We start from the raw sequence: 21,926 nt of genomic DNA on the forward strand, positions 1-21,926 counted from the left end.
GTGGTTCTGCCGAAAAATCAGCGCTTGGAAACCGGCAAGTAATCGCGCTTCGGTTCGCCGATATAGAGCTGGCGCGGGCGGCCGATGCGCTGTTCCGGGTCTTCGATCATCTCGTTCCACTGGGCGATCCAGCCGACCGTGCGGGCGAGCGCGAAGAGCACGGTGAACATGGTGGTGGGGAAGCCCAGCGCCTTCAGCGTGATGCCGGAGTAGAAGTCGATGTTCGGGTAGAGCTTCTTCTCGATGAAATACTCGTCGGTCAGCGCGATGCGCTCGAGCTCCATCGCGACTTCCAGCATCGGATCGTCCTTGATGCCGAGCTCGCCGAGAACCTCGTGCGTCGTCTTCTGCATGATGCGGGCGCGCGGGTCGTAGTTCTTGTAGACGCGGTGGCCGAAGCCCATCAGGCGGAACGGGTCGTTCTTGTCCTTGGCCTTGGCGACATATTCCGGAATGCGCTCGACCGAGCCGATTTCCGCCAGCATGTTGAGCGCCGCTTCATTGGCGCCGCCATGCGCCGGGCCCCAGAGGCAGGCGATGCCGGCCGCGATGCAGGCGAACGGGTTGGCGCCCGAAGAGCCGGCGAGGCGAACGGTCGAGGTCGAGGCGTTCTGCTCATGGTCGGCATGCAGGATGAAGATGCGGTCCATGGCGCGCGCCAGAACCGGGTTCACCACATAGTCCTCGCAGGGCACGGCAAAACACATGCGCAGGAAGTTCGAGGCGTAGTCGAGGTCGTTCTTCGGGTAAACGAAGGGCTGGCCGATATGGTACTTGTAGGCCATGGCGGCGATCGTCGGCATCTTGGCGATCATGCGCAGCGAGGCGACCATGCGCTGGTGCGGATCGGTGATGTCGGTCGAGTCGTGGTAGAAGGCCGACAGCGCGCCGACACAGCCGCACATGACGGCCATCGGATGCGCATCGCGGCGGAAGCCGGTGAAGAAGCGGCTCATCTGCTCGTGCACCATGGTGTGGTGCGTGACGCGGTAGTCGAAGTCGTCCTTCTGGGTCTTGGTCGGCAGTTCGCCGTACAACAGAAGGTAGCACACTTCGAGGAAGTCGCCGTGTTCGGCAAGCTGCTCGATCGGGTAGCCGCGGTGCAGGAGCACGCCTTCGTCGCCGTCGATATAGGTGATCTTCGATTCGCACGAGGCGGTGGAGGTGAAGCCGGGATCGTAGGTGAAGGCGCCGGTATTCTTGTACAGCGTGCCGATGTCGATCACATCGGGACCGATCGTGCCGGATCGCGTCGGCAGCTCGACCGACTTGCCACCGAACGATACATCCGCGATTGTTCCTGTCATAACGATCCTCCGTTGTTTCAAATGGTGGCACAGTTTCGTGCCGCACCATGAACATGCTCGTTTTGCTAGCCCATTTACGATGCGCTGCCAAGCGATACCAAAGGCAAATTGTGCATTGCGATAACGGGCTTTCCGGCAACGCAATATCTACCCTTTCCGGCAAGTTGCAAGCAACTTCTGAGGGTGGTTTTCGCGTTGCGGAGGGCGCATGCTTTCTGTTTGGCTTAGTATTAATTAACCCTACTTTTGATTGAAGATTCTCGCGCCGGGTTGCATAATCGCCAGGGGAACCGGCGGGGCCGAGTGCATGGCCAGGATCGACATCGCGGAGAAGCAGGCGGCGCGCGAGGCAGAGGCCTGGGGCGTCGCGCGGGCTGGCGATTCGCTGCCGATACCGGCTCTGCCCGCGCGCCGTCGCGGGGCCACGCTTGCCGCCTATGCGCGCGCCGTCGGCCGGGTTCGGGAAAGCCTTGCCGGCCAGAGAATTGATGCCGCCTTCGCCGAGGAGCGGGCGCACGGCCACTTCTTCCTGTTCGTGCCGGTCTTCCTCGGCATCGGCGCTGCATTGTGGTTTGCCGCCGCTACCGATCCACCAATTTATGCCCTGCTGCTTCTTGCCTGCGTTACGTTCTGGCCCGCTTGGCGGCTGCGGTATCGGGAGGACTGGGTGGCGCTCGCTGCGGGTGCCGCTTTTCTCGTTCCCGTGGGCATGCTGCTTGCAGCCATGGAAAGTGCGCGGCTCGATACGGTCATCCTGGATACTCCAGTCACAACGCAGATCAGTGGCCGGGTACTGTCACGCGAAAGCGATGAGCGGGGCGCGATCCGCTACCGTATCGCACTGGAGGCAACGCGCGATCCGGTGTTGAAGCGGCCGCCCGGCGTCGTCACGCTGCTTGCCCGCAGCCGTCATGAGCCGATCGCGATCGGCGCGGGCATAACGGGGCGTGCGCGCCTCGGACCGCCGTCCGGCCCGGCCTTGGCGGGCCTCAACGATTTCGCCTTCGATGCCTATTTCGCCGGCACCGGCGCTGTTGGCTATTTTTACAGCGCGCCTAAAGCTGTTGCGGCCGGAGAGGCGAAGCTGGAAGGGCGGGTTCGGCAAGAGATCGCGCGCTGGCGCAACAACCTGACCGAGCATATTCGGGGCCGCATCGGCGGCGATGCGGGGGCGATCGCCGCGGCACTGGTGACGGCGGAACAGCGGGCGATCGGCGCGGACACGGTCGAGGCGCTTCGGCAGGCGGGGCTTGCGCATGTGCTGGCCATTTCCGGGCTGAATATGGTGCTAGCGGCCGGCACCTTCCTCGTCGGTGCGCGCATGCTGATGGCGCTGATCCCGGGCTTTTCCGAGCGCTATGCGGCCAAGAAGATCGCCGCCGTCGGCGCGCTCATCATGGTGACGCTCTATATTCTCGTCTCGGGCGGCGCGCTCTCGGCGGTACGATCGTGGATCATGATCTGCGTCATGCTTGTCGCCGTGCTCTTCGGGCGATCGGCCATCAGCCTGCGCAATGTCGCGCTCTCGGCGATCCTCATCCTGCTGGTGACGCCGTCGGCCGTCACCAATCCCGGTTTCCAGATGTCCTATGCGGCGACATTGGGGCTTGTCGCGGGCTACGCGGCCTGGCGCGAGCGGCCGATGCGGCGGGAGAGCCGGGGAGGGCCGTTGCAATTGTTCGGCGGTTCGCTCGGCCGCTTTTTCGGCGGGCTCATGCTCTCCTCGCTGATCGGCGGTTTTTCCACGCTGATCTATTCCATCGGCCATTTTCATCGCATCCCCGCCTATGGCCTCGCGGGCAACCTTCTGGCGATGCCGGTGATCAGCACGATCGTCATGCCCTTCGGCCTCATCGCCGTGCTGCTGATGCCGTTCGGCCTCGATGCCATCCCCTTCGCGATCATGGGCAAGGGCATCGAATGGATGATCGCGCTTTCGACCTGGGTCGCAAGCTGGAAAGGCGAAATCGTCACCGGTCAGATTCCGCAGTCCGCTTTCCTGCTGATCGGTCTCGGTGGCGGCCTGGCCTGCATCCTGCGCACCCGGCTGCGCCATGCCGGCACGCTGCTCGTCGCGCTCGGGATCGTCATAGCTTGCTGGCCAGACGCACGCCGTGCGCCGGAAGTGCTGGTCTCGGAAGACGGCCGTCTCGTGGCGATCCGGCGGGGTGAAACCGTTGCGACCAATCGCGCAAGGCCGCCGGATTTCATCTATGCGCAATGGCGGCGCGCTCTGCGGCTCGGCGATCTCGTCAAGCCGGAGATGCGCAAGAGCGAAGGGCTGACGGTAGAGGATGCCGCCGCACCCGCTGAAGGGACTGAAAAGCAGAGGAAACCGCGCCGCAAGGCGGACCGGCAGAAGGCAAAGGACGCCATGGCATCCGCCCTGGCGGAGGCTGGAAAAGGCACGGGCTTCATCTGCGAAACAAAGGCATTCTGCGCTGCGGTTTCGCCGAGCGGCTGGCGGATCGTCACGCTGGAAGACCTCGCCTTCCTCGGAACCGCCTGCGATGCCGCCGATCTCGTCGTCGTGCCGCAGGCCCTGCGGCTGGAGGCATGCCGCTCCGGAGCCCGGCTGATGACGGCCCGCCATCTGCGGCGCACAGGCGCCCTGGAAATCCAGCCCGGCGCCGAAAAGGCCCCTTCAACACTTTCTGAAGCCGAGATCACGCCCGCCGTCGAAACTCTCGACCGGCCCTGGTCCCGCCACCGCACCTATGATTGGCGCAGCGGCACCTTCGAGGCCGAGACGGCGCTCAATGATAGCGGCGAATGAGGCCGACGAGCTTGCCCTGGATCTTGACGCGGTCCGGGCCGAAAATGCGGGTCTCGTAGGCCGGGTTTGCGGCTTCGAGCGCAATGGAGGCGCCCTTGCGGCGGAAGCGCTTCAGCGTCGCCTCCTCGTCGTCGACGAGTGCCACGATGATCTCGCCCGGATTGGCGGTGGTGGCGTTGCGGATGATCACGGTGTCGCCGTCGAGAATGCCGGCCTCGATCATCGAGTCGCCCTTGACCTCCAGCGCATAATGATCGCCGTTGCCGACCATTTCGGCCGGCACCATGATTTCATGGGTGTTGTTCTGGATGGCGGAGATCGGCACGCCGGCGGCGATGCGTCCCATGACCGGCACGGAGACCGAAGACGACATGTCCGCTTGCGGCGTGCGCTGCACGGGGGCGGCCGGCACCGGCTGCTTGCCGCGGCTGCCCTCGATGACGGCCGGCGAAAAACCGCGACGCGGCTGGAGGCTCGGCGAATAGGCTTCGGGAAGCTTGATCACTTCCAGCGCCCGCGCCCGGTTGGGCAGGCGGCGGATGAAGCCGCGCTCCTCCAGCGCCGTGATGAGGCGATGGATGCCGGACTTGGAGGCGAGGTCGAGCGCATCCTTCATCTCGTCGAAGGAGGGAGGAATACCGGACTCCTTCATCCGTTCATGAATGAACAGGAGAAGTTCCTGTTGTTTCCGCGTGAGCATGGCCCCTCCACCGAGAATCTTGAAACAATCCAGAATCGTGAAACAAATCCAGAACAGACACTATCTGTTCCATATGTGTTCCGCAAGGCCTTGGAAATAATAATATTGTTCAGGCGGAGGGTTCGCGCAGGAGGAGTACTTCGCAAGTATCGCCTTCTGGCACGGCCGGGGCGTGCGGCGGGCGGATCAGCAGGCCTTCCGATTCGGCGAAGACCTTCATCATCGACGAATCCTGCTTGCCGAAGGGGGTGACGCGCAGATCGCCGGCCGGTCCCCGCGCTATGCGGGCGCGGATATAGTCCTGCCGCTGGTCGTTTTCCTTGAGCGGCACGGCGGCGACGGCCGGGTGCCGGCGGTTTTTCGCGGGCAGGCGGGCGAGGCGGCGCACCAGCGGCTCCAGGAAGAGCAGCGAGCAGACGAGGCTTGAGACCGGGTTGCCGGGCAGGCCCAGCACCTGGATATCCCCCAGCCGGCCGACCATCAGCGGCTTTCCCGGCCGCATGGCGATGCGCCAGAAATCGAGTTCCATGCCGGCCTCGCCGAGCACCGGCTGCACGAGGTCGAAATCGCCGACGGAGGCGCCGCCGAGCGTCACGAGCACGTCGATGTCGAGTGTCAGTGCGTTGCGCACGGCCGCCAGGATCGCCTGCTTGTCGTCGCCGACGATGCCGAGGTCGATCACCTCCGCGCCGGCCGCCCGGGCGAGCGCCGAAACGCCGTAGGTGTTGGAGGCGATGATCTGGCTGGCGCCGGGCGGTGTTCCGGGCGGGACGAGCTCGTCGCCGGTCGCAAGCACCGCGATTCGGGGGCGGGCGTAGACGGCAAGTGTCGGATGGTTCATCGCGGCGGCGACGGTCAGGCGGCCGGCATCGAGCACGGCGCCGGCCTTCAGCACGGTCTCGCCTTCGGAAAAATCCTGCCCGCGCGGGCGCACATGGCGGCCTTTTGGCGTGAGGAAGGTCGTGCGGATGCGGCCGTCGTCCAGCTTCTCCGCATCTTCCTGCAGAAGCACGGTATCGGCGAAGGCGGGCAACGGGGCGCCCGTGAAGATGCGTACGGCCTCGCCGGGGCCGGCAGAGCCTTCGAAGGCGTGGCCGGCGGAGGAGAGGCCGACGACCTTCAGGATGGCGCCGAGCGTCGCGATATCCGCGTGGCGGACGGCGTAGCCGTCCATGGCGGAATTGTCGAAGGGCGGCTGGGTCAGGCGTGCGGCGATGTCTTCGGCGAGGACGCGACCTTGCGCTTCATGCAGGGAAACCGTCTCCGTCCGCTGTGTCGGCTTGGCCCGGGAAAGCAGGCGGTCGAGGGCATCGGCGACGGGGAGGAGCGACATCAGGCGTTTGCCCGCTTGTAGTCGCCGGAGCGGCCGCCGGATTTTTCGACGAGCCGGATGCCGCCGATCTCCATTTCGCGGTCGGCGGCTTTCGCCATGTCGTAGATGGTGAGGCAGGCGACGCTGACGGCGGTGAGCGCCTCCATTTCCACGCCGGTGCGGCCGGTGAGCTTCGCCATGGCCTCGACGCGCAGGCCGGGCAGCGCATGGTCCTCGCGGATTTCGACGGCGACCTTGGTGAGCATCAGCGGGTGGCAGAGGGGGATGAGGCTCGACGTCTGCTTGGCGGCCATGATGCCGGCAAGGCGGGCCGTGCCAATCACGTCGCCCTTCTTGGCGTCACCCTTGAGGATGAGGTCCAGCGTCGCGGGTGCCATCCGGATGAAACCTTCGGCAACGGCGATGCGCACCGTCTCGGCCTTGTCGCCGACATCCACCATGTTGGCTTCGCCGGAGGCATCGATATGGGTCAGCGTGGCGGCCTTTTCGGCCATCATTCGGCCGCCAGCATGCCGGCGGAACCGGTCAGCAATTCGCGGGTGGCGGCGGCCACGTCGTCCTTGCGCATCAGGCTTTCGCCGACGAGGAAGGTGGAGATGCCCACCTTGCCGAGGCGTTCACAATCCGCATGGGTGAAGATGCCGCTTTCGCCGATGAGCAGGCGGTCGTCGGGCACCATGCCGGCGAGCTTTTCCGACACGGCGAGGTCGACCTCGAAGGTCCGCAGGTTGCGGTTGTTGATGCCGACGAGCTTGGATTTCAGCCTGAGCGCCCGTTCCATCTCCGGTTCGTCGTGCACTTCGATCAGCACGTCCATGCCGAGCGAGAACGCGGCATCCTCCAGCATCTTCGCATCGTCGTCGCTGAGCGACGCCATGATGATGAGGATGCAGTCAGCGCCCCAGGCGCGGGCTTCCAGCACCTGGTAGCTGTCGAACATGAAATCCTTGCGCAGAGCCGGCAGCGCGCAGGCCTGGCGGGCGGCGGTGAGGAATTCGGGCGCGCCCTGGAAGCTCGGCGTGTCCGTCAGCACCGAGAGGCAAGCGGCACCGCCGGCCTCATAGGCCTTGGCGAGCGCCGGCGGATCGAAATCCGGGCGGATGAGGCCTTTGGAGGGACTTGCCTTCTTGATTTCGGCGATCAGGCCGAAACTGCCGGCGGCTTTTCTGGCCTTGAGGCTCGCAAAGAAGCCGCGCGGCGGCTCCTGGTCGCGGATCTGGGCGCGAAGTTCGGCGGGGGCCACGCGCGCCTTGGCGGCGGCGATTTCTTGCAGCTTGTAGGTTTCGATCGTCTTCAGGATATCGGTCATGGCCAATCCTACTCCGCATGGCCTTCGTTGGAAACCGAAACGAGGCGTTCGAGTACCGTGCGGGCGCGCCCGCTTTCCAGCGCTTCGGTTGCCTTCGCCATGCCGTCCTTCAGCGTTTCCGCCTTGCCGGCGATGAGGAGGGCGGCCGCGGCATTGGCGAGCGACACGTCGCGATAGGGCATGTGCGCGCCGCCGAGCACAGAGAGGAGGGCGGCGGCATTGTGTGCGCCGTCACCGCCGCGGATGTCGTCGAGCGTCACCTGGGGCAGGCCGAAATCGGCGGGCGTCAGCTCGAAGGTACGGATCTTGCCGTCTTCCAGCGCTGCGACCTGCGTGGTGCCGGTCGTGGTGATTTCATCGAGGCCGGAGCCGTGCACGACCCAGATGCTCTCGGAGCCCAGATCACGCAGCACTTCGGCCAGCGGCACCAGCCATTGCGGCGCGAAAACGCCGAGGAGCTGGCGCTTGACGCCGCCGGGGTTGGAGAGCGGCCCGAGCAGGTTGAAGATGGTGCGCGTGCCGAGCTCGACGCGCGACGGGCCGACATGTTTCATCGCCGGATGGTGTAGCTGCGCGAACATGAAGCCAAGGCCGGCGTCGTGCACGCAGCGGGCGATCTCTGCGGGGCCGATATCGAGCTTCACGCCGAGGCAAGAAAGCGCATCCGCCGTGCCCGCCTTGGAGCTCAGCGCCCGATTGCCATGCTTGGCGACCGGCACGCCGGCGCCGGCAGTGATGATCGCGGCGAGCGTCGAGATATTGTAGGTGCCCGTGCCGTCGCCGCCCGTGCCGACGATGTCGATGGCATCCGCCGGAACCGTGACCGGCAGCATGCGGGCGCGCATCGAGCCGACGGCACCGTAGATCTCGTCGACGGTTTCGCCGCGCACGCGCAGCGCCATCAGGAAGCCGCCGATCTGCGAGGGCGTGGCGGCGCCGGACATGATGATCTCGAAGGCGCCGCGGGCGTCCTCGCGGTCGAGCGCGTTGCCGGCGGCGACCTTGGCGATATAGGATTTCAGGTCGGACATGCGGTTCCTGTCTTCCTCTATCGAGCGATGCTCTGTTCGGCGAGCGTGCGGTTGATCGAGACGCCATAGGCGGTCTGCAGCGAGCTCACCATCTGGTCGAGGATGTCGTCGCCGCTGGCGCGCGCGACGGCAGCGATCTGCTGGTCCTCGTTCGAGAGCGCGTCGGTCGCCGAATCGGTGGCAACGTCCGCGACCTTCAGGAGGATCTGGCCTTCGCCATCGACGCCGGGCGTGTTGGCGACATGGCCGACCGGGCCGGCGAAGGCGGCGGCAACGGCGGCCGGGCTCAGCACCGGATCCTGCGCGCTGCGGTGCAGGCCCGCCTTGTTTTCGACCGCCATGCCGAGTTCGCCGGCAATCGCGGCGAGATCGCCGCCCTTGCGCACGCGCTCGGCCAGCTCTTCCGCCTTCTTGGCGAGCGTCTGGCGCTGCTGCTCGGCGGTCCAGTCGGCCACGACGCGGTCACGCACCTCGTCGAGCGTGCGGTCGCGGTCCGGGATCACGTCGAGCACTTCGAACCAGGCATAGCCTTCGCGGCCGACATTGATCGGCTGGGTTTCCGTGCCGACATCCGTCTTGAAGATTTCGCCGATAAGGGCGGCCTTTTCCGGCAGGCCGTTGACCTCTTCGCCCTTCTGGTCGTTGCCCTGGGCGTCGATCCCGTCGATTGTCACGGCCTTCAGGTTGTTCTTGGCGGCCGCCTCTGCAAGGCCGAGGCCCTCGGCGCGGCTGTCTTCCATGCGGTCATGCACCGCGAGAATGCCGTCGGCGGCTTCGCTCAGCGCCAGTTCGCTGCGCAACTCTTCCTTCACCTCGTCGAAGGTCTTCAGGTTTTCCGGCTTGATGTTCGTCACGCGCAGGATGATCGGGCCGAAGGTGCCGTCGATGACCGGCGTCGTGCCGCCGTCCGTGGCAACGGCGAAGGCGGGTTCGGCAAATTTCTGGTCCGGCACGTTCGCCTGCGTGAAGTCGCCCAGCAGCACGTCGGTCGACGTCTTGCCCTGTTCGGTGACGAGCGCGTCGAAGGTTGTGCCGGAGGCGAGCTTGGCGGCGGCGGCATCGGCCGCGGCGCGGTCGGGGAAGGTCAGCTGCTCGATCGTGCGCGTTGCCGGCGTGCGGTACTTTTCCTTGGTCTTGTCGTAGTCGGCCTGGAGCGCCTCGTCGGTGATCGCGGCCGCGTCCATGATGTCCTTCGGCTCCAGCGCGACATAGACGACCTTGCGGTATTCCGGCGCGCGGTATCTCGCCTTGTTCTGCTCGAACCAGGGGGCGAGCACGTCGTCGGCCGGCGCCTTGACCGGGTCGATATTGGCGTTGCTGAGGATTAGGTAATCTATGGTGCGCGCTTCGTTGCGGTACTGGCGCAGCGCCTCCGTCAGCACGTCCGGCGCCTTGTAGCCGTCCGAAACCGCTTCCACGACCTGGGTGCGGATCGCCACCTGGCTGCGGTTGTTGATATAGTCGTTTTCACGCAGGCCCGCGTTGCGCAGCACCGAGGAGAAGGCGAGGCGGTCGAACTGGCCGTTGACGCCGCGGAAGGCCGGATCGTCGGCGATCAGCTGGGCGAGGCGGCCTTCTGAGAGGCCGAGGTTCATGTCGCGCGACAGCTGGTCGAGGGCGGCGCCTGCGACCAGTTCGGCGAAGACCTGGTTCTCGATGCCGAAGGCGCGCGCCTGCTCGGCATTCAGCCGCATGCCGAAGCGCTGCGACATGGTGGCGACCTGGCGCTCATAGGCGAGGCGGAAATCCGTCGGCGAAACGCTGACGTCGCCAACGGTCACGACGGAATTCGCCGTACCGGTGACGAGAGAGCTCGAAACGCCCCAGACAGCGAAGGAGCCGACCAGCAGGATCAGCAGGGCTTTTGCCACCCAGGTCTGGGAGGAGCGTCTCAGGGCTTCGAGCATCGTCTAAATTTCCTCAATATCGGCGGCCATGCGGCCGGAAACCGTCTCTTATCGGAAAGTTCGCGGGAATTGAAGTATGCTGGCGCTTCGCAATGCAGGGAAAACGACCTCTGACGCAAATGTGTCAGTGGCTGCCGATTTCCTTTGCCGGCAAACGAAAGTTTTCTGAAATTATTGGCGGAATTTCGCTGTTCTGCCCTATCACGATGCGAGACTTCGTGATCGGATGCGGGATTAAGCCGGTGAGTCCGGTGTTTTACCGGTTTGATGGAGGTGCACCGACGTGGAATCCACTGTTGTCATGATCAACCTTTTCGGCGCTGTCGCGCTGCTCCTGTTCGGGCTGGCACAGGTGAAGGACGGCATGACGCGGGCTTTCGGCGTGCGGTTGCGCTCCGGGCTGGCGCTCGGCACGCGCGGGCCGTTCCGCTCCTTCTTCGCCGGTTTCGTCGCGACGATCGCCCTCCAGAGCTCCACGGCGACCGCGCTGATGACCGCCTCCTTCGTCGAGCGCAAGCTCGTGCAGGCCCGCATGGCGCAGATCGTGCTGCTCGGCGCCAATGTCGGCACGGCCGTCACCGCCTGGCTGGTGGCGACGGGCATCGAATCGGTCTCGCCGCTGGTCATCCTCGTCGGCGTCGTGCTCTACAAGTCGAGCGGCTCGACGGCACGCCAGGGCCTCGGCTCCGCGCTGGTCGGCATCGGGCTGATGCTGCTGTCGCTGCATCTGCTGAGCCTGGCGACGGAGCCGATGCGCCAGTCGCCGGCACTCGCCGCCTTCCTGACGCTGCTCGACGGCGCCTGGCCGGTCGCGCTCGCCTTCTCGACGGTGCTTGCCATCATCGCCTCGTCGAGCCTTGCGGTGGTCGTGCTCATCCTGTCGCTGACGGCGATGGGCATCCTGTCGCCGGCGCTGACGGTCATCCTCGTGCTCGGCGCCAATCTCGGCGGCGCCGTGCCGCCGGTCATCGCGACGCTGAAGGCGGCGGCCTCCGCCCGGCGCGTGACGCTCGGCAATCTGATCGTGCGGGGCGTCGGATGCCTCGCCGTGCTGCCCTTCGCCGGACAGGTCGCCGATCTGCTCGCGCTGCTGCCCATCCCGGCCTCCAAACTGCCGGTCGACGTTCATCTTGCCTTCAATTTGGTCGTGGCGCTCGTGCTCTGGCCGCTGTCCGGGCTGGTGTCGCGGCTGATGGAAAAGCTCGTTCCGGAGGAAAAGCTGCCGGAAACCGGGCCGAAATATCTCGACGATTCGGCGCTTTCCACCCCGCTCATCGCGCTGTCCGGCGCGACGCGGGAAGTGCTGCGCGTCGGCGATCTCATCGAATCCATGCTGATCCGCTCGATGCGCGCCTTCAACGACAACAACCTCGCGCCGCTCGGCGAGATCGTCGAACTGGAGCGGCAGGTCGATGCCTTGCAGCAGGAGGTGAAGATCTACCTCTCCCGCCTCGGCCGGCAGGGTATCACCGGCGAAAGTGCCGCGCGCTCGATCGTCATCATCGACTATGCGATCAACCTCGAACATGTCGGCGACATTATCGAGAAGGGCTTGCAGGAGCAGGTGCGCAAGAAGATCGTCAATGGGCTAAAATTCTCCGACGACGGTTACAAGGAGCTTTCCAACCTGTTCAACCTGACGATCGAGAACCTGCGCATCGCCCAGACGATCTTCGTCACGCGGGACGAGGGGCTGGCGCGCCAGCTGGTCGAGGTGAAGGTCGATGTGCGGCGCATGGAGAAACAATCCTCCGAGCGGCACCTGGAGCGCCTGCGCGACGGGCGGCTCGACAGCCTCCAGACCAGCTCGCTGCATCTCGACATGCTGCGCGACCTGAAGCGCGTCAACGCGCATCTCGTCTCCGTCGCCTATCCGATCCTCGACGAAAGCGGGCTGCTCACGGAAAGCCGCCTGCGCAGCGCCAATTGAGAGACTCCTTCACCCGCGATGTCATCCTCGGCCTTGAGCCGAGGATCCACCGGCTTGCACGGAGCGTGGATGGTCGGGTCAGGCCCGACCATGACGAAGGAGGGGTTTGAGAAATCCCTTTGTCTGCCCCCAAGGCTTTTTGCTAAGGATCGGCGACGATTTGGCGTGAACGAGGGATTCCCATGACTGCAGACCGGACGAAGCGCAACTGCCTGGCCGTGATCCTGGCCGCCGGCGAAAGCACGCGGATGAAGTCCTCGCGGTCGAAAGTGCTGCACCCTATCGCCGGCCGGCCGATGATCGCCCATGTGGTGGATGCGCTGGCGAAGGCCGGCATTTCCGATATCGCGCTGGTGCTCGGCCGGGATGCCGACAAGGTCGAGGCGGCGGCGAAGAATGCTGCCGTGAAAAACTCCGTGCATATCCAGACCGAACGCCTCGGCACCGCCCACGCCGTGCTTGCCGCCCGCGACGCGATCGCGAAGGGGTATGACGACGTGCTCGTCGTCTTCGGGGATACGCCGCTCATCACCGAGACGCCGCTGAAGGCCGCGCGCGACGGCCTCGCTAAAGGCATCGACGTCGTCGTCATCGGTTTCGAGACGGCCGATCCCACGGGTTACGGTCGCCTGATCGTGGAAGACGGCGAACTGGTCGCGATCCGCGAGCAGAAGGACGCGAGCGAGGCCGAGCGCGCCATCACCTATTGCAACGGCGGCCTGATGGCGATCGACGGAAGCAAGGCCCTCGACCTCATCGACCGAATCGGCAACGACAACGCCAAGGGCGAATATTACCTCACCGACATCGTCGAGGTGGTGCGCGCCTCCGGCGGCCACGCCATCGCCGTCGAGGCGCCCGAGGAGGAGCTGACCGGCTGCAACACCCGCGCCGAGCTCGCCGTCATCGAGCGTCTCTGGCAGCAGCGCCGCCGGCTGGAGATGATGCTGGACGGCGTGTCGATGATCGCGCCTGAAACCGTCTTCCTCGCCTATGACACGAAGATCGAGCGCGACGTGACGATCGAGCCGAACGTCTTCTTCGGCCCGGGCGTGACGATCGAAAGCGGCGCGCTCATCTATTCCTTCTCGCATATCGAGGGTGCGCATATCGCGGCGGATGCCGAAGTCGGCCCCTATGCGCGGCTGCGTCCGGGCGCCAATCTCGGCGAAGGCTCGAAGGTCGGCAATTTCTGCGAGGTGAAGAAGGCGGAGATCGGCCGGGGCGCCAAGGTCAACCACCTTACCTACATCGGTGATGCCATCATCGGCGAAAAGACGAATATCGGCGCCGGCACCATCACGTGTAACTATGACGGCATCAACAAGCACCTGACGCAGATCGGCGCCCACGCGTTCATCGGCTCCAACTCGTCGCTCGTTGCCCCGGTTTCGATCGGCAACGGTGCCTATATCGCATCCGGCAGCGTCGTCACCATGGATGTGCCGGACGACGCCGTCGCCTTCGCCCGTGCCCGGCAGGAGAACAAGGAGGGCCGGGCGGTCCTCATCCGCGAGCGCAACCAGGCGATCAAGGATGCCAAGAAGAAGGCCGCCGAATAGGCCCAGCCAGCATTAACGCTTGCAATCGAAAGTGAGTGCCGGCGAGTTGCGCCGCAGCAAAAAACCACTACGAAAAGAACGCAGTAGAAACTTTTCGAAAGCGCGGAGCGGGCCATGTGCGGAATTGTCGGTATCGTCGGAAACCAGCCTGTCGCCGGCCGGCTTGTCGATGCGCTGAAGCGCCTTGAATACCGCGGCTACGATTCCGCCGGCGTCGCCACCATCGTTAATGGCAAGCTTGAGCGTCGCCGCGCCGAAGGCAAACTCTTCAACCTGGAAAAGCGCCTTTCCGAAGAGCCGCTTGCCGGCACCCTGGGCATCGCCCACACCCGCTGGGCAACACACGGTGCGCCGACGGAAGCCAATGCCCACCCGCATTTCGTCGATGGCGTCGCCGTCGTGCACAATGGCATCATCGAGAACTTTTCCGAGCTGAAGGACGAGTTGATCGCCGAAGGCGCCACCTTCGCCACGCAGACCGACACCGAGGTCGTCGCCCAGCTCGTGGCGAAATACCGCCGCGACGGTCTCGGCCGGCGCGAGGCGATGCATGCCATGCTGCGCCGCGTCACCGGCGCCTATGCGCTCGCGGTAATTTTCGAAGACGATCCGTCGACCATCATGGCCGCCCGCAGCGGCCCGCCGCTCGCCATCGGCTATGGCCGGGGTGAAATGTTCCTGGGCTCCGATGCGATCGCGCTCGCGCCTTTCACCAACGAGATCACCTATCTCGTCGATGGCGACTGGGCGGTGATCGGCCGTGACGGCGCGCATATCTTCGATCTCGATGGCAACCGCGTCGAGCGTCCGCGCCAGGTGTCTTCCGCTGCCGCCTATCTCATCGACAAGGGCAACCACCGGCACTTCATGGAAAAGGAAATCCACGAGCAGCCCGAGGCGATCTCGCACGCGCTCAGCCATTATGTCGATTTCCTCGCGCATACGGTCCGCCCCATCGCTTCGGCGATCGATTTCGCCAAGGTGCCGAGCCTTGCCATCTCCGCCTGCGGCACGGCCTATCTCGCCGGCCTCGTTGGCAAATACTGGTTCGAGCGTTATGCCCGCCTGCCGGTCGAGATCGACGTCGCCTCGGAATTCCGCTACCGCGAGATCCCGCTGAACCCGGCATCGGCCGCGCTCTTCATCTCGCAGTCCGGCGAAACCGCCGATACGCTGGCCTCGCTGCGCTATTGCAAGGAAAACGGCCTGAAGATCGGCGCCGTGGTCAACACGCGCGAATCGTCGATCGCCCGCGAATCGGACGCCGTCTTCCCGATCCTCGCCGGCCCTGAAATCGGCGTCGCCTCCACCAAGGCCTTCACCTGCCAGCTTGCGGTGCTGGCGGCACTCGCCGTCGGCGCGGGCAGGTCGCGCGGCACGATCAGCGAGGCCGAGGAGAAGGCGCTGGTGCGCAACCTCGCCGAAATGCCGCGCATCATGGCGGGCGTGCTCAACACCATCCAGCCGTCGATCGAGCAGCTTTCGCGCGAGCTTTCCAAGTGCAAGGACGTGCTCTATCTCGGCCGTGGCACCAGCTATCCGCTCGCCATGGAAGGCGCGCTGAAGCTCAAGGAAATTTCCTATATCCACGCCGAAGGTTATGCCGCCGGCGAGCTGAAGCATGGGCCGATCGCGCTGATCGACGAGAACATGCCGGTCATCGTGATTGCGCCGCATGACCGCTTCTTCGACAAGACCGTCTCGAACATGCAGGAAGTGGCGGCGCGCGGCGGCCGGATCATCTTCATCACCGACGAGAAGGGCGCCGCCGCCTCGAAGCTGGAAACCATGGCGACGATCGTGCTGCCGAATGTCGACGAGATCATCGCGCCGATGATCTATTCGCTGCCGATCCAGCTTCTCGCCTACCACACCGCCGTCTTCATGGGCACGGACGTCGACCAGCCGCGCAACCTCGCAAAATCCGTGACGGTCGAATGATTGTCTTGCGCCCGGAACGACCTGACGATGTGGACGCGATCCGCACGCTGACGGAAACCGCCTTCAAGACCGCGCCCTACGCCGACGGCACGGAACATATCATCATCGACCGCCTGCGCGCGGCCGGTGCCCTGAAGCTCTCGCTCGTCGCAGAGGCGGATGGCGTTGTCGTCGGCCATGTCGCCTTTTCGCCGGTCACGGTCTCCGATGGCAGCACGGACTGGTACGGCCTCGGCCCGATTTCCGTCGATCCCACCCGCCAGGGCGAGGGCATCGGCAGCAATCTGGTGCGCGAAGGGCTCGCGCAATTGCAGGCCTTGGGTGCGAGCGGCTGCGTGCTTTTGGGCAATCCCGCCTATTACGGCCGTTTCGGCTTTGCGCCGGATCCCAAACTGACGCTGGACGGGGTGCCCCCGGAGTATTTCATGCGTGTGGCGTTTTCACAGGTTTACGGCGGCGGAACCGTTTCCTATCATCCGGGTTTCTACGGCTGAGCGCCCTCCCACGCTTGCCAGACCCTGGATACCCGATGACCGAACTCGTCCCGAGACAGTCGCTTGCCACGCGGCTGCGCAACAATTTCCTGACCGGCCTCGTGATCTGCGCGCCGATCGCCATCACCATATGGCTGACCTGGACCTTCATCCGCTGGGCGGACAGCTGGGTGAAACCCTATATTCCGGCGCAGTACAATCCGGAAAACTACCTCCAGTTCGCCATTCCCGGCTTCGGTCTCCTGACCGCGCTGATCCTGATCACGCTGGTCGGCTTCCTCGGCAAGAACCTCATCGGCCGCACGATCGTCGAGTTCGGCGATTCCCTGTTCAACCGCACGCCGCTGGTGCGCACGGTGCACAAGAGCCTGAAGCAGATCTTCGAGACCGTGCTGAAGGACAAGGGCACGTCCTTCAACAAGGCGGCGATGATCGAATATCCCAGCCCCGGCCTCTGGGCGATCGTCTTCGTGGCGACGGATGCGCGCGGCGAGATCGCCGCGAAATTCAAGTCGATGGGCAAGGACATGGTCGCCTGCTTCCTGCCGCCGACGCCGTTCCCGACGGCAGGTTTCCTCGTCTATGTGCCGCGTGAAAAGCTGGTGCCGCTCGACATGAGCGCCGAGGACGCCGCCAAGCTCATCATTTCCGTCGGCCTCGTCACGCCGCCGGAAAAGACGCTGCAACTCATTGAGAGCGAGGAGCAGCGCAAGGCCAAGGCGAAGAGCAAGAAGAAGAGCTGAGAAAGCCCGGCTTCAACCCGCGAAAAGGGTCCGGCCGATGGTGCGCATCGTATCGAGGTGGGCTTCGTGGGACCTCTCATCCGGCACCACCAATTCCGACCTTACGACAGGCGCGCCGCAATAATCGAAGATGCCATGATCGATCTGCGTCTTCATCGCGCCGAAATAACCATGCCGCGCATAGGTCCGCATGTTGGCCCCGGCGACCGCGATCAGGTGGACCGGAAGCCGGCCGAGTTTTCGCACGATCTTGCCATCCGGCTCTTCCAAATAGGCCCAGCCATTCGTGAAAACCCGGTCGATCCAGCCCTTGAGCAATCCGGGAAAGGACCACCAATAGACCGGATAGACCAGAACCAGCGCATCGGTCCGGTCAAGCCGCGCCTGCTCGGCTTCTATGTCGGCGGGCAGCTTGCCCTCACCGACAAAAAAGGCGTGGTCCTGCCCGGAGAAACGGGGATCAAATCCCTCCGCGGCAAGGTCCGCGATCTCGAAGGAATGCGCGCCGGAGGCTGCAATTCCCTCCGCGACTTGGTTTGCGACGGAATGGGTGAAGGAGCCCGGTTTGGGGTGTGAAACGACGATGAGCGCGTGCATGGAATCCTCTGAATATCGATATCGTCAGTGTTACCGCGGGCAGCAGGTAAAATTGCTCACTATATACCTTTGGTAAGTTACTAAAGGTATATAGTGAGCTTTACTGACTGTGCAAGATCCCGAGCGAATGGTTCACGACGTCGCAGGCGGCGCCTTATAGACGGTGCTGCTCGCACTCTATGTCGATTCTGAAACCCGATACGACGCGTGGTAGGACGTGCGTTGACCGGGCACAACGCGAGCCTAAAAGGCCACGCTGAGATAACCCTTGATCGACGAGAAATGCGACGTGTCCGCGAACACGCCGCGATATCCGAGGCCTACTTTCGTTTTCGGGTCTAGAATGTAGTCTACATTCAGGTCCAAGCGTGCAGCATCGCGCGCTAGGGCTGCACCGACGACCTTGAAGGGCGTACCACCCGGGAACCGAACATCGGCCGTGCCTTGCACGTCGCCGTAAAGATGTTGCCAGCCGAGCAGGGCGCTTGCCGAGAACGTGGCGGCGTCGACCTCGAAATCGGTGGAGATGCGCGTACCGATGACGGTTACGCCGATATCGCTCGGCGAGGTTGTGCCGGAGAGCGCTGTGGAGCCACCGCTTTCCTTGAAGCTGCTCCCCTTTACACTCAGATAAGCACCTGAAACGAAGGGATTGAGATCAAACTCTCCGACCGTTGCCCTGTAACCGATTTCGCCAAAAACCTGCGCGGTCTTGGTGTCGTAGGAGGCGGTCAGCGTCTCGGCAAAATCTCCGAATGCCGGCGTGCGCCGGGTCGTCATGTCAGACCAGGTGTAGGACGCGCCGATGCTGGCGTCGAAGGACCCGAACGCGGTCGAACCATAGGTAACGATGTCGTAATGGGTGGCTTTGACGGAGGCATTCTGGCTTCCCACATCGCCGTTGCTGTGACCCAAGCCGGCGGCAAGGCCAAAACGGCCGAAATTGCCAATGCCTGCATCCAGGCCGTACAGCATGTTTGCCATCCCCCAGTCGAATGTTTCGGCGCCCCCGCCATCTGCCGCGCCCCAGCCGCCATTGGCTGATGACCAGAACGTTGCGCGATCATCGAGGCCGTCCGCTGCAAAGGCGACGCGAATACGTTGTGCGATCGCGTCCTGCGTCGCGTTGGCGTGGGTGACATGCAATGTATTGGCCGATGCGTGCGCCTCGCCCGAGAGCTGGCCGAGCGCATTGGCGAGCCGGTCTGCATCCGTCCCGTAAAGGCCTGTGAAAAGTGCGTTTGTACGCGGGCCGGGGTCGGGGCGGATTTCGTCCAGCGCCTTGCCGACGGCATCCACGTTGCGCGTGGTGCTGAGGCCGTGCGATGCCAGATCTCCATAGGCCTGCGGCGTCACGGCGAGCGACACGTCCGTGGTCTGGTAGAGAATATCGAGGCGGGTTCCCTTTGCCAGTTCGTCCGTGCCGGGCTGCGTGAAGGCGTCGAAGCTGCCGATGATCCCGACGCTCGAATGGATGATGTTGAAGCGTGCGCCCAGTGATGCCACGTAGGTGTTCGTCGCATCGCCCGAAATTCCGCGCAGGACCGGGTCGAGCCTGCCTGCAAGGCCGATCACGCCGGCGTCGCCCGTGGTGACGAGGCGGGAATAGTTGCCGGCGCCCGTTCCGTCGATGTCGAACCGGGACACGGCTGTTTCCTGCAGCGCCACGGGACCGTTCACCGTCAGCGTACCTGGCGAATCGCCGGGTGCCAGCAGGCCGGCAACGCTCAGCGGCGCATCGATCGTGCCCGTGCCGCGCAGCGTTCCATCGACACCCACGACAACCAGCGAACTCAACGTGCCGTTGACCGACAAAGTGCCGCCATGAACGAGCGTGCCGCCGAGGTAGGTGTTCTTGCCGGTCAGGGCAAGAATTCCGTCACCGGTTTTGGTAAGCGATCCCGCGCCGTCGATATCGTTTGCGAACGTGCCGTCATATCCCTTCGTATCGATGACAACGTCGGACACGAACCTGCCATAGCCCTTGACCGCTTTTCCTGCGTTGACCACGCCCCAGCCGAAGAGTTCCGGGTCGCCCATATAGGTCGCGGTCGTCAGCAGCGTCTGCTGCAGATCCTTCGCGCTGAAGAACGGAAAGGCCTCCTTGACCAGGGCGGCGATGCCGGAAACGACGGGTGTCGCCATCGACGTGCCATCTTCCAGCGCATAGTCGGGATCCAGTTCCCAGCCGGTGCCGAGGGGCATAGTCGAGTAAACATCCACACCGGGAGCGACAAGGCACCATTCGGCAGCGACGCCGCATCGGTTGCTGAAATCCGCAAGCTCGCCATCGGAATTGACGGCGCCGACGACGAGCCAGTTATCGCGCAGTTCTGGAATCCAGTATGGCATCCCGCCCAGCGCGTCCGGTGAGGACTGTCCTTCGTTGCCGGTCGCGAAGACCATCAGGATGTCCTTTTCGGCGGTGTATTTCATGGCCGCGATGGTGTCTGCGTAATTTCTTTCGAGTTCGCCGGGCTTGTAGTCCGTGACATTGCAAGGCGGCGTGTTCACCGCGGCGCAATCGTTGATGCCGAGACTGTTGTTGATGATCGATACGCCCTGGTCCGCCAGGAAGCGCCACGAACCGGCATAGACGGCGTCCTGGTTCCTGGTGTTCTGGTCTACGATTGCGGGTGTGATCTTCGCATCGAACGCCACGCCATGCATGCCGACGCCGTCCCTGTCGGCGGCGATGATGCCGGTGACATGCGTGCCATGGGTGTCGGTATCGAAATTCGCCTTGCCGGTGATTTTCTGGTTGTTGGTAAAGTCGTAGCCGTCCAGCACGCGGCCGTCGAATTCCTTGTGCCGCGTGTCTAGGCCGCTATCGAGCACGCCGACATTGACGCCACGTCCGGTATAGCCGAGTGCATAGGCATCAGCGGCATTGACGGCGTCCAGCTGCCAGCCGTTTTTGTATTCCTGTGTTTCCCAGGCGCTCTGTGCAAAAGCGCCGTTCGTGATGAAGCCCAGCAGGCTGAACGGCAAGACCCTGACCGCCGTTCGCCAGAACGCATAGGTTTTCATCATGTGGTTTCCCGAATCCCAGATCGTCAATGAATTCTCTGTATTTAGCGCGGCCCGACGCATTCGTGATGAGCGTACGATCTCATCTCTGGTATAGCTGTCTCATCTAGGCTTTAGGGTAGGCGATACGGGACTGCAAGATGACTGAAACGGACGAACCGTTGCTGCTCCGCCAGCATTTCGATTCATCTGAAGTGGATCCGCAGCAATCCTTTCCCGGATGGCAACAGGTGGTTGCTCCTGTGTTCGATGTCGCGCCCGTCAATCCGGCGGCGAAGTTCGCGGCGAAGTACGACACCTATCACCTCGGCGACATTCTCATCGGCATCGGCAGTTTCGATGCGACCCTGTTCACGCGGGATCGCCAGAAGGCGCTGACTGATGGCGTCGATCATGCCCTGGTTCAGGTCTACACGGCGGGTGGCTACACCGGCCTGCTGGACGATCGTCCCATCACGGTGAGGCGTGGGGATCTCGTGACGCTTGACATGGCGCGCGAAACCCGCACTGTTTCGGTCGCGTCGGACAATATCACGGTCATGATCCCGCGCGACCTGCTCAAAGTGAGAGACATACCCCATGGGCACATGTCACAAGGCCCACGTGGCGCCATTCTCGGCGGACTGATGGTCGATCATCTTGTTTCCCTGCGCGACAGGTTGCCGAATATCCATCGCTCCATCGGTGCCGCGGTGGCCAACGCGACGCTGGCGCTCTACCACGCAGCCCTTGAGCCTATGGACGAAATGGGGGATCTGGCGCCGGTGCCCTTCAAAGACGCGCAGTTCCAGCGCGCGCGCCGCATCATCGAAAATCGCCTCGGCGATACAAAGCTGGGAGCCGAAACGCTCGCCTCCGACATGGCGCTGTCGCGCGCGACGCTGTATCGCCTTTTTGAACCCTATCAGGGCATCACCAGCTTCATCCTTGATCGCCGCCTGGCCTATGCCCGAAAGGCTTTGGGAGACGCCGAGGACACGCGGCATATCGGCATCATTGCCGCCGCTTGCGGGTTTACCGATCCATCCCATTTCAGCCGCGTCTTCCGCCGCCGGTTCGGAATGACGCCCGCCGAATTCCGCAAACAGGGACGAACCGCGCCGTCGAGTTTCGACAGCGGATCGAGCTTCGATCTGCGGCCGTGGATCAGAAACCTATCCTGAAGGGGGCTCGGCCTCTCTTTCCTGGTGGCTTCAAACGGACTTTCCAACGCATTTCCCCGCCTGTAAAGGTCGACGCGATCGATCGGCTATAAGCCTTGTGACC

16 protein-coding genes are annotated in these 21,926 nt (G+C 64.0%); 7 read left to right on the top strand and 9 right to left on the bottom strand.

Annotated features, from left to right (window positions below; genetic code table 11):
• Positions 1–17: 17 nt before the first annotated feature.
• Complete coding sequence (gene gltA / locus J2Y63_RS17865) at positions 18–1,307, bottom strand: citrate synthase (protein ID WP_256115978.1); 1,290 nt, start codon at positions 1,305–1,307, stop codon at positions 18–20.
• Positions 1,308–1,614: 307 nt separating this feature from the next.
• Here gltA and J2Y63_RS17870 point away from each other — a divergent pair, with 307 nt between their 5' ends.
• Positions 1,615–4,083 (top strand): ComEC/Rec2 family competence protein, encoded by a 2,469-nt coding sequence (locus J2Y63_RS17870; RefSeq protein WP_435267173.1) that lies wholly within the window; start codon positions 1,615–1,617, stop codon positions 4,081–4,083.
• Here J2Y63_RS17870 and lexA read toward each other — a convergent pair.
• The 6 genes from lexA to J2Y63_RS17900 all read right to left on the bottom strand — a co-directional run bounded on the left by lexA (position 4,064) and on the right by J2Y63_RS17900 (position 10,363).
• Positions 4,064–4,783, bottom strand: a complete 720-nt coding sequence (lexA, locus tag J2Y63_RS17875) for a transcriptional repressor LexA (protein WP_435267174.1) — start codon at positions 4,781–4,783, stop codon at positions 4,064–4,066. The two genes, J2Y63_RS17870 and lexA, sit on opposite strands and share 20 nt — an antisense overlap.
• A gap of 109 nt (positions 4,784–4,892) precedes the next feature.
• Positions 4,893–6,116 carry a molybdopterin molybdotransferase MoeA gene (locus J2Y63_RS17880; protein ID WP_435267175.1) on the bottom strand — a complete coding sequence of 408 codons (1,224 nt, stop codon included), beginning with the start codon at positions 6,114–6,116 and terminating at the stop codon, positions 4,893–4,895.
• Positions 6,116–6,610, bottom strand: coding sequence for a cyclic pyranopterin monophosphate synthase MoaC (gene moaC, locus J2Y63_RS17885; protein ID WP_435267212.1), 495 nt, complete (start codon positions 6,608–6,610; stop codon positions 6,116–6,118). The genes J2Y63_RS17880 and moaC overlap by 1 nt, the downstream gene beginning before the upstream one ends.
• On the bottom strand, positions 6,610–7,425 hold the full coding sequence (trpC, locus tag J2Y63_RS17890; RefSeq protein ID WP_435267176.1) for an indole-3-glycerol phosphate synthase TrpC: 816 nt from the start codon (positions 7,423–7,425) through the stop codon (positions 6,610–6,612). Before trpC ends, moaC begins: the two co-directional genes overlap by 1 nt.
• An 8-nt stretch (positions 7,426–7,433) precedes the next feature.
• Positions 7,434–8,456: an anthranilate phosphoribosyltransferase gene (trpD, locus tag J2Y63_RS17895; RefSeq protein WP_435267177.1), complete on the bottom strand. Its 1,023-nt coding sequence runs from the start codon at positions 8,454–8,456 to the stop codon at positions 7,434–7,436.
• 17 nt (positions 8,457–8,473) lie between these two features.
• The gene (locus tag J2Y63_RS17900) at positions 8,474–10,363 is read right to left on the bottom strand and encodes a SurA N-terminal domain-containing protein (protein ID WP_435267178.1); all 1,890 of its coding nucleotides are present in this window, start codon (positions 10,361–10,363) and stop codon (positions 8,474–8,476) included.
• A 283-nt stretch (positions 10,364–10,646) separates the two neighbouring features.
• On the opposite strand from J2Y63_RS17900, the gene J2Y63_RS17905 reads away from it, so the two are divergent.
• From J2Y63_RS17905 to J2Y63_RS17925, 5 genes are all read left to right on the top strand, one after another.
• Positions 10,647–12,293: a Na/Pi cotransporter family protein gene (locus J2Y63_RS17905; protein ID WP_435267179.1), complete on the top strand. Its 1,647-nt coding sequence runs from the start codon at positions 10,647–10,649 to the stop codon at positions 12,291–12,293.
• A 182-nt stretch (positions 12,294–12,475) separates the two neighbouring features.
• Complete coding sequence (gene glmU, locus J2Y63_RS17910; protein ID WP_435267180.1) at positions 12,476–13,855, top strand: bifunctional UDP-N-acetylglucosamine diphosphorylase/glucosamine-1-phosphate N-acetyltransferase GlmU; 1,380 nt, start codon at positions 12,476–12,478, stop codon at positions 13,853–13,855.
• A gap of 114 nt (positions 13,856–13,969) precedes the next feature.
• Complete coding sequence (glmS, locus tag J2Y63_RS17915) at positions 13,970–15,796, top strand: glutamine--fructose-6-phosphate transaminase (isomerizing) (RefSeq protein WP_435267181.1); 1,827 nt, start codon at positions 13,970–13,972, stop codon at positions 15,794–15,796.
• Complete coding sequence (locus J2Y63_RS17920; RefSeq protein ID WP_435267182.1) at positions 15,793–16,290, top strand: GNAT family N-acetyltransferase; 498 nt, start codon at positions 15,793–15,795, stop codon at positions 16,288–16,290. The genes glmS and J2Y63_RS17920 overlap by 4 nt, the downstream gene beginning before the upstream one ends.
• Positions 16,291–16,325: 35 nt before the next feature.
• Positions 16,326–17,033: a DUF502 domain-containing protein gene (locus J2Y63_RS17925; protein WP_256115965.1), complete on the top strand. Its 708-nt coding sequence runs from the start codon at positions 16,326–16,328 to the stop codon at positions 17,031–17,033.
• 12 nt (positions 17,034–17,045) lie between these two features.
• On the opposite strand, the gene J2Y63_RS17930 is transcribed toward J2Y63_RS17925, so the two are convergent.
• Positions 17,046–17,630, bottom strand: a complete 585-nt coding sequence (locus J2Y63_RS17930; RefSeq protein ID WP_435267183.1) for an NAD(P)H-dependent oxidoreductase — start codon at positions 17,628–17,630, stop codon at positions 17,046–17,048.
• Positions 17,631–17,873: 243 nt separating this feature from the next.
• On the bottom strand, positions 17,874–20,723 hold the full coding sequence (locus tag J2Y63_RS17935) for a S8 family serine peptidase (protein WP_435267184.1): 2,850 nt from the start codon (positions 20,721–20,723) through the stop codon (positions 17,874–17,876).
• Positions 20,724–20,800: 77 nt separating this feature from the next.
• Between J2Y63_RS17935 and J2Y63_RS17940 the strand changes: the two genes are divergently transcribed.
• Entirely contained in the window at positions 20,801–21,823 is a 1,023-nt protein-coding gene (locus J2Y63_RS17940; protein WP_435267185.1) for a helix-turn-helix domain-containing protein, read from the top strand.
• Positions 21,824–21,926 lie beyond the last annotated feature (103 nt).

The organism is Shinella sp. BE166 (assembly GCF_051201095.1).
GTDB classification, from domain to species: Bacteria; Pseudomonadota; Alphaproteobacteria; order Rhizobiales; family Rhizobiaceae; genus Shinella; species Shinella lacus.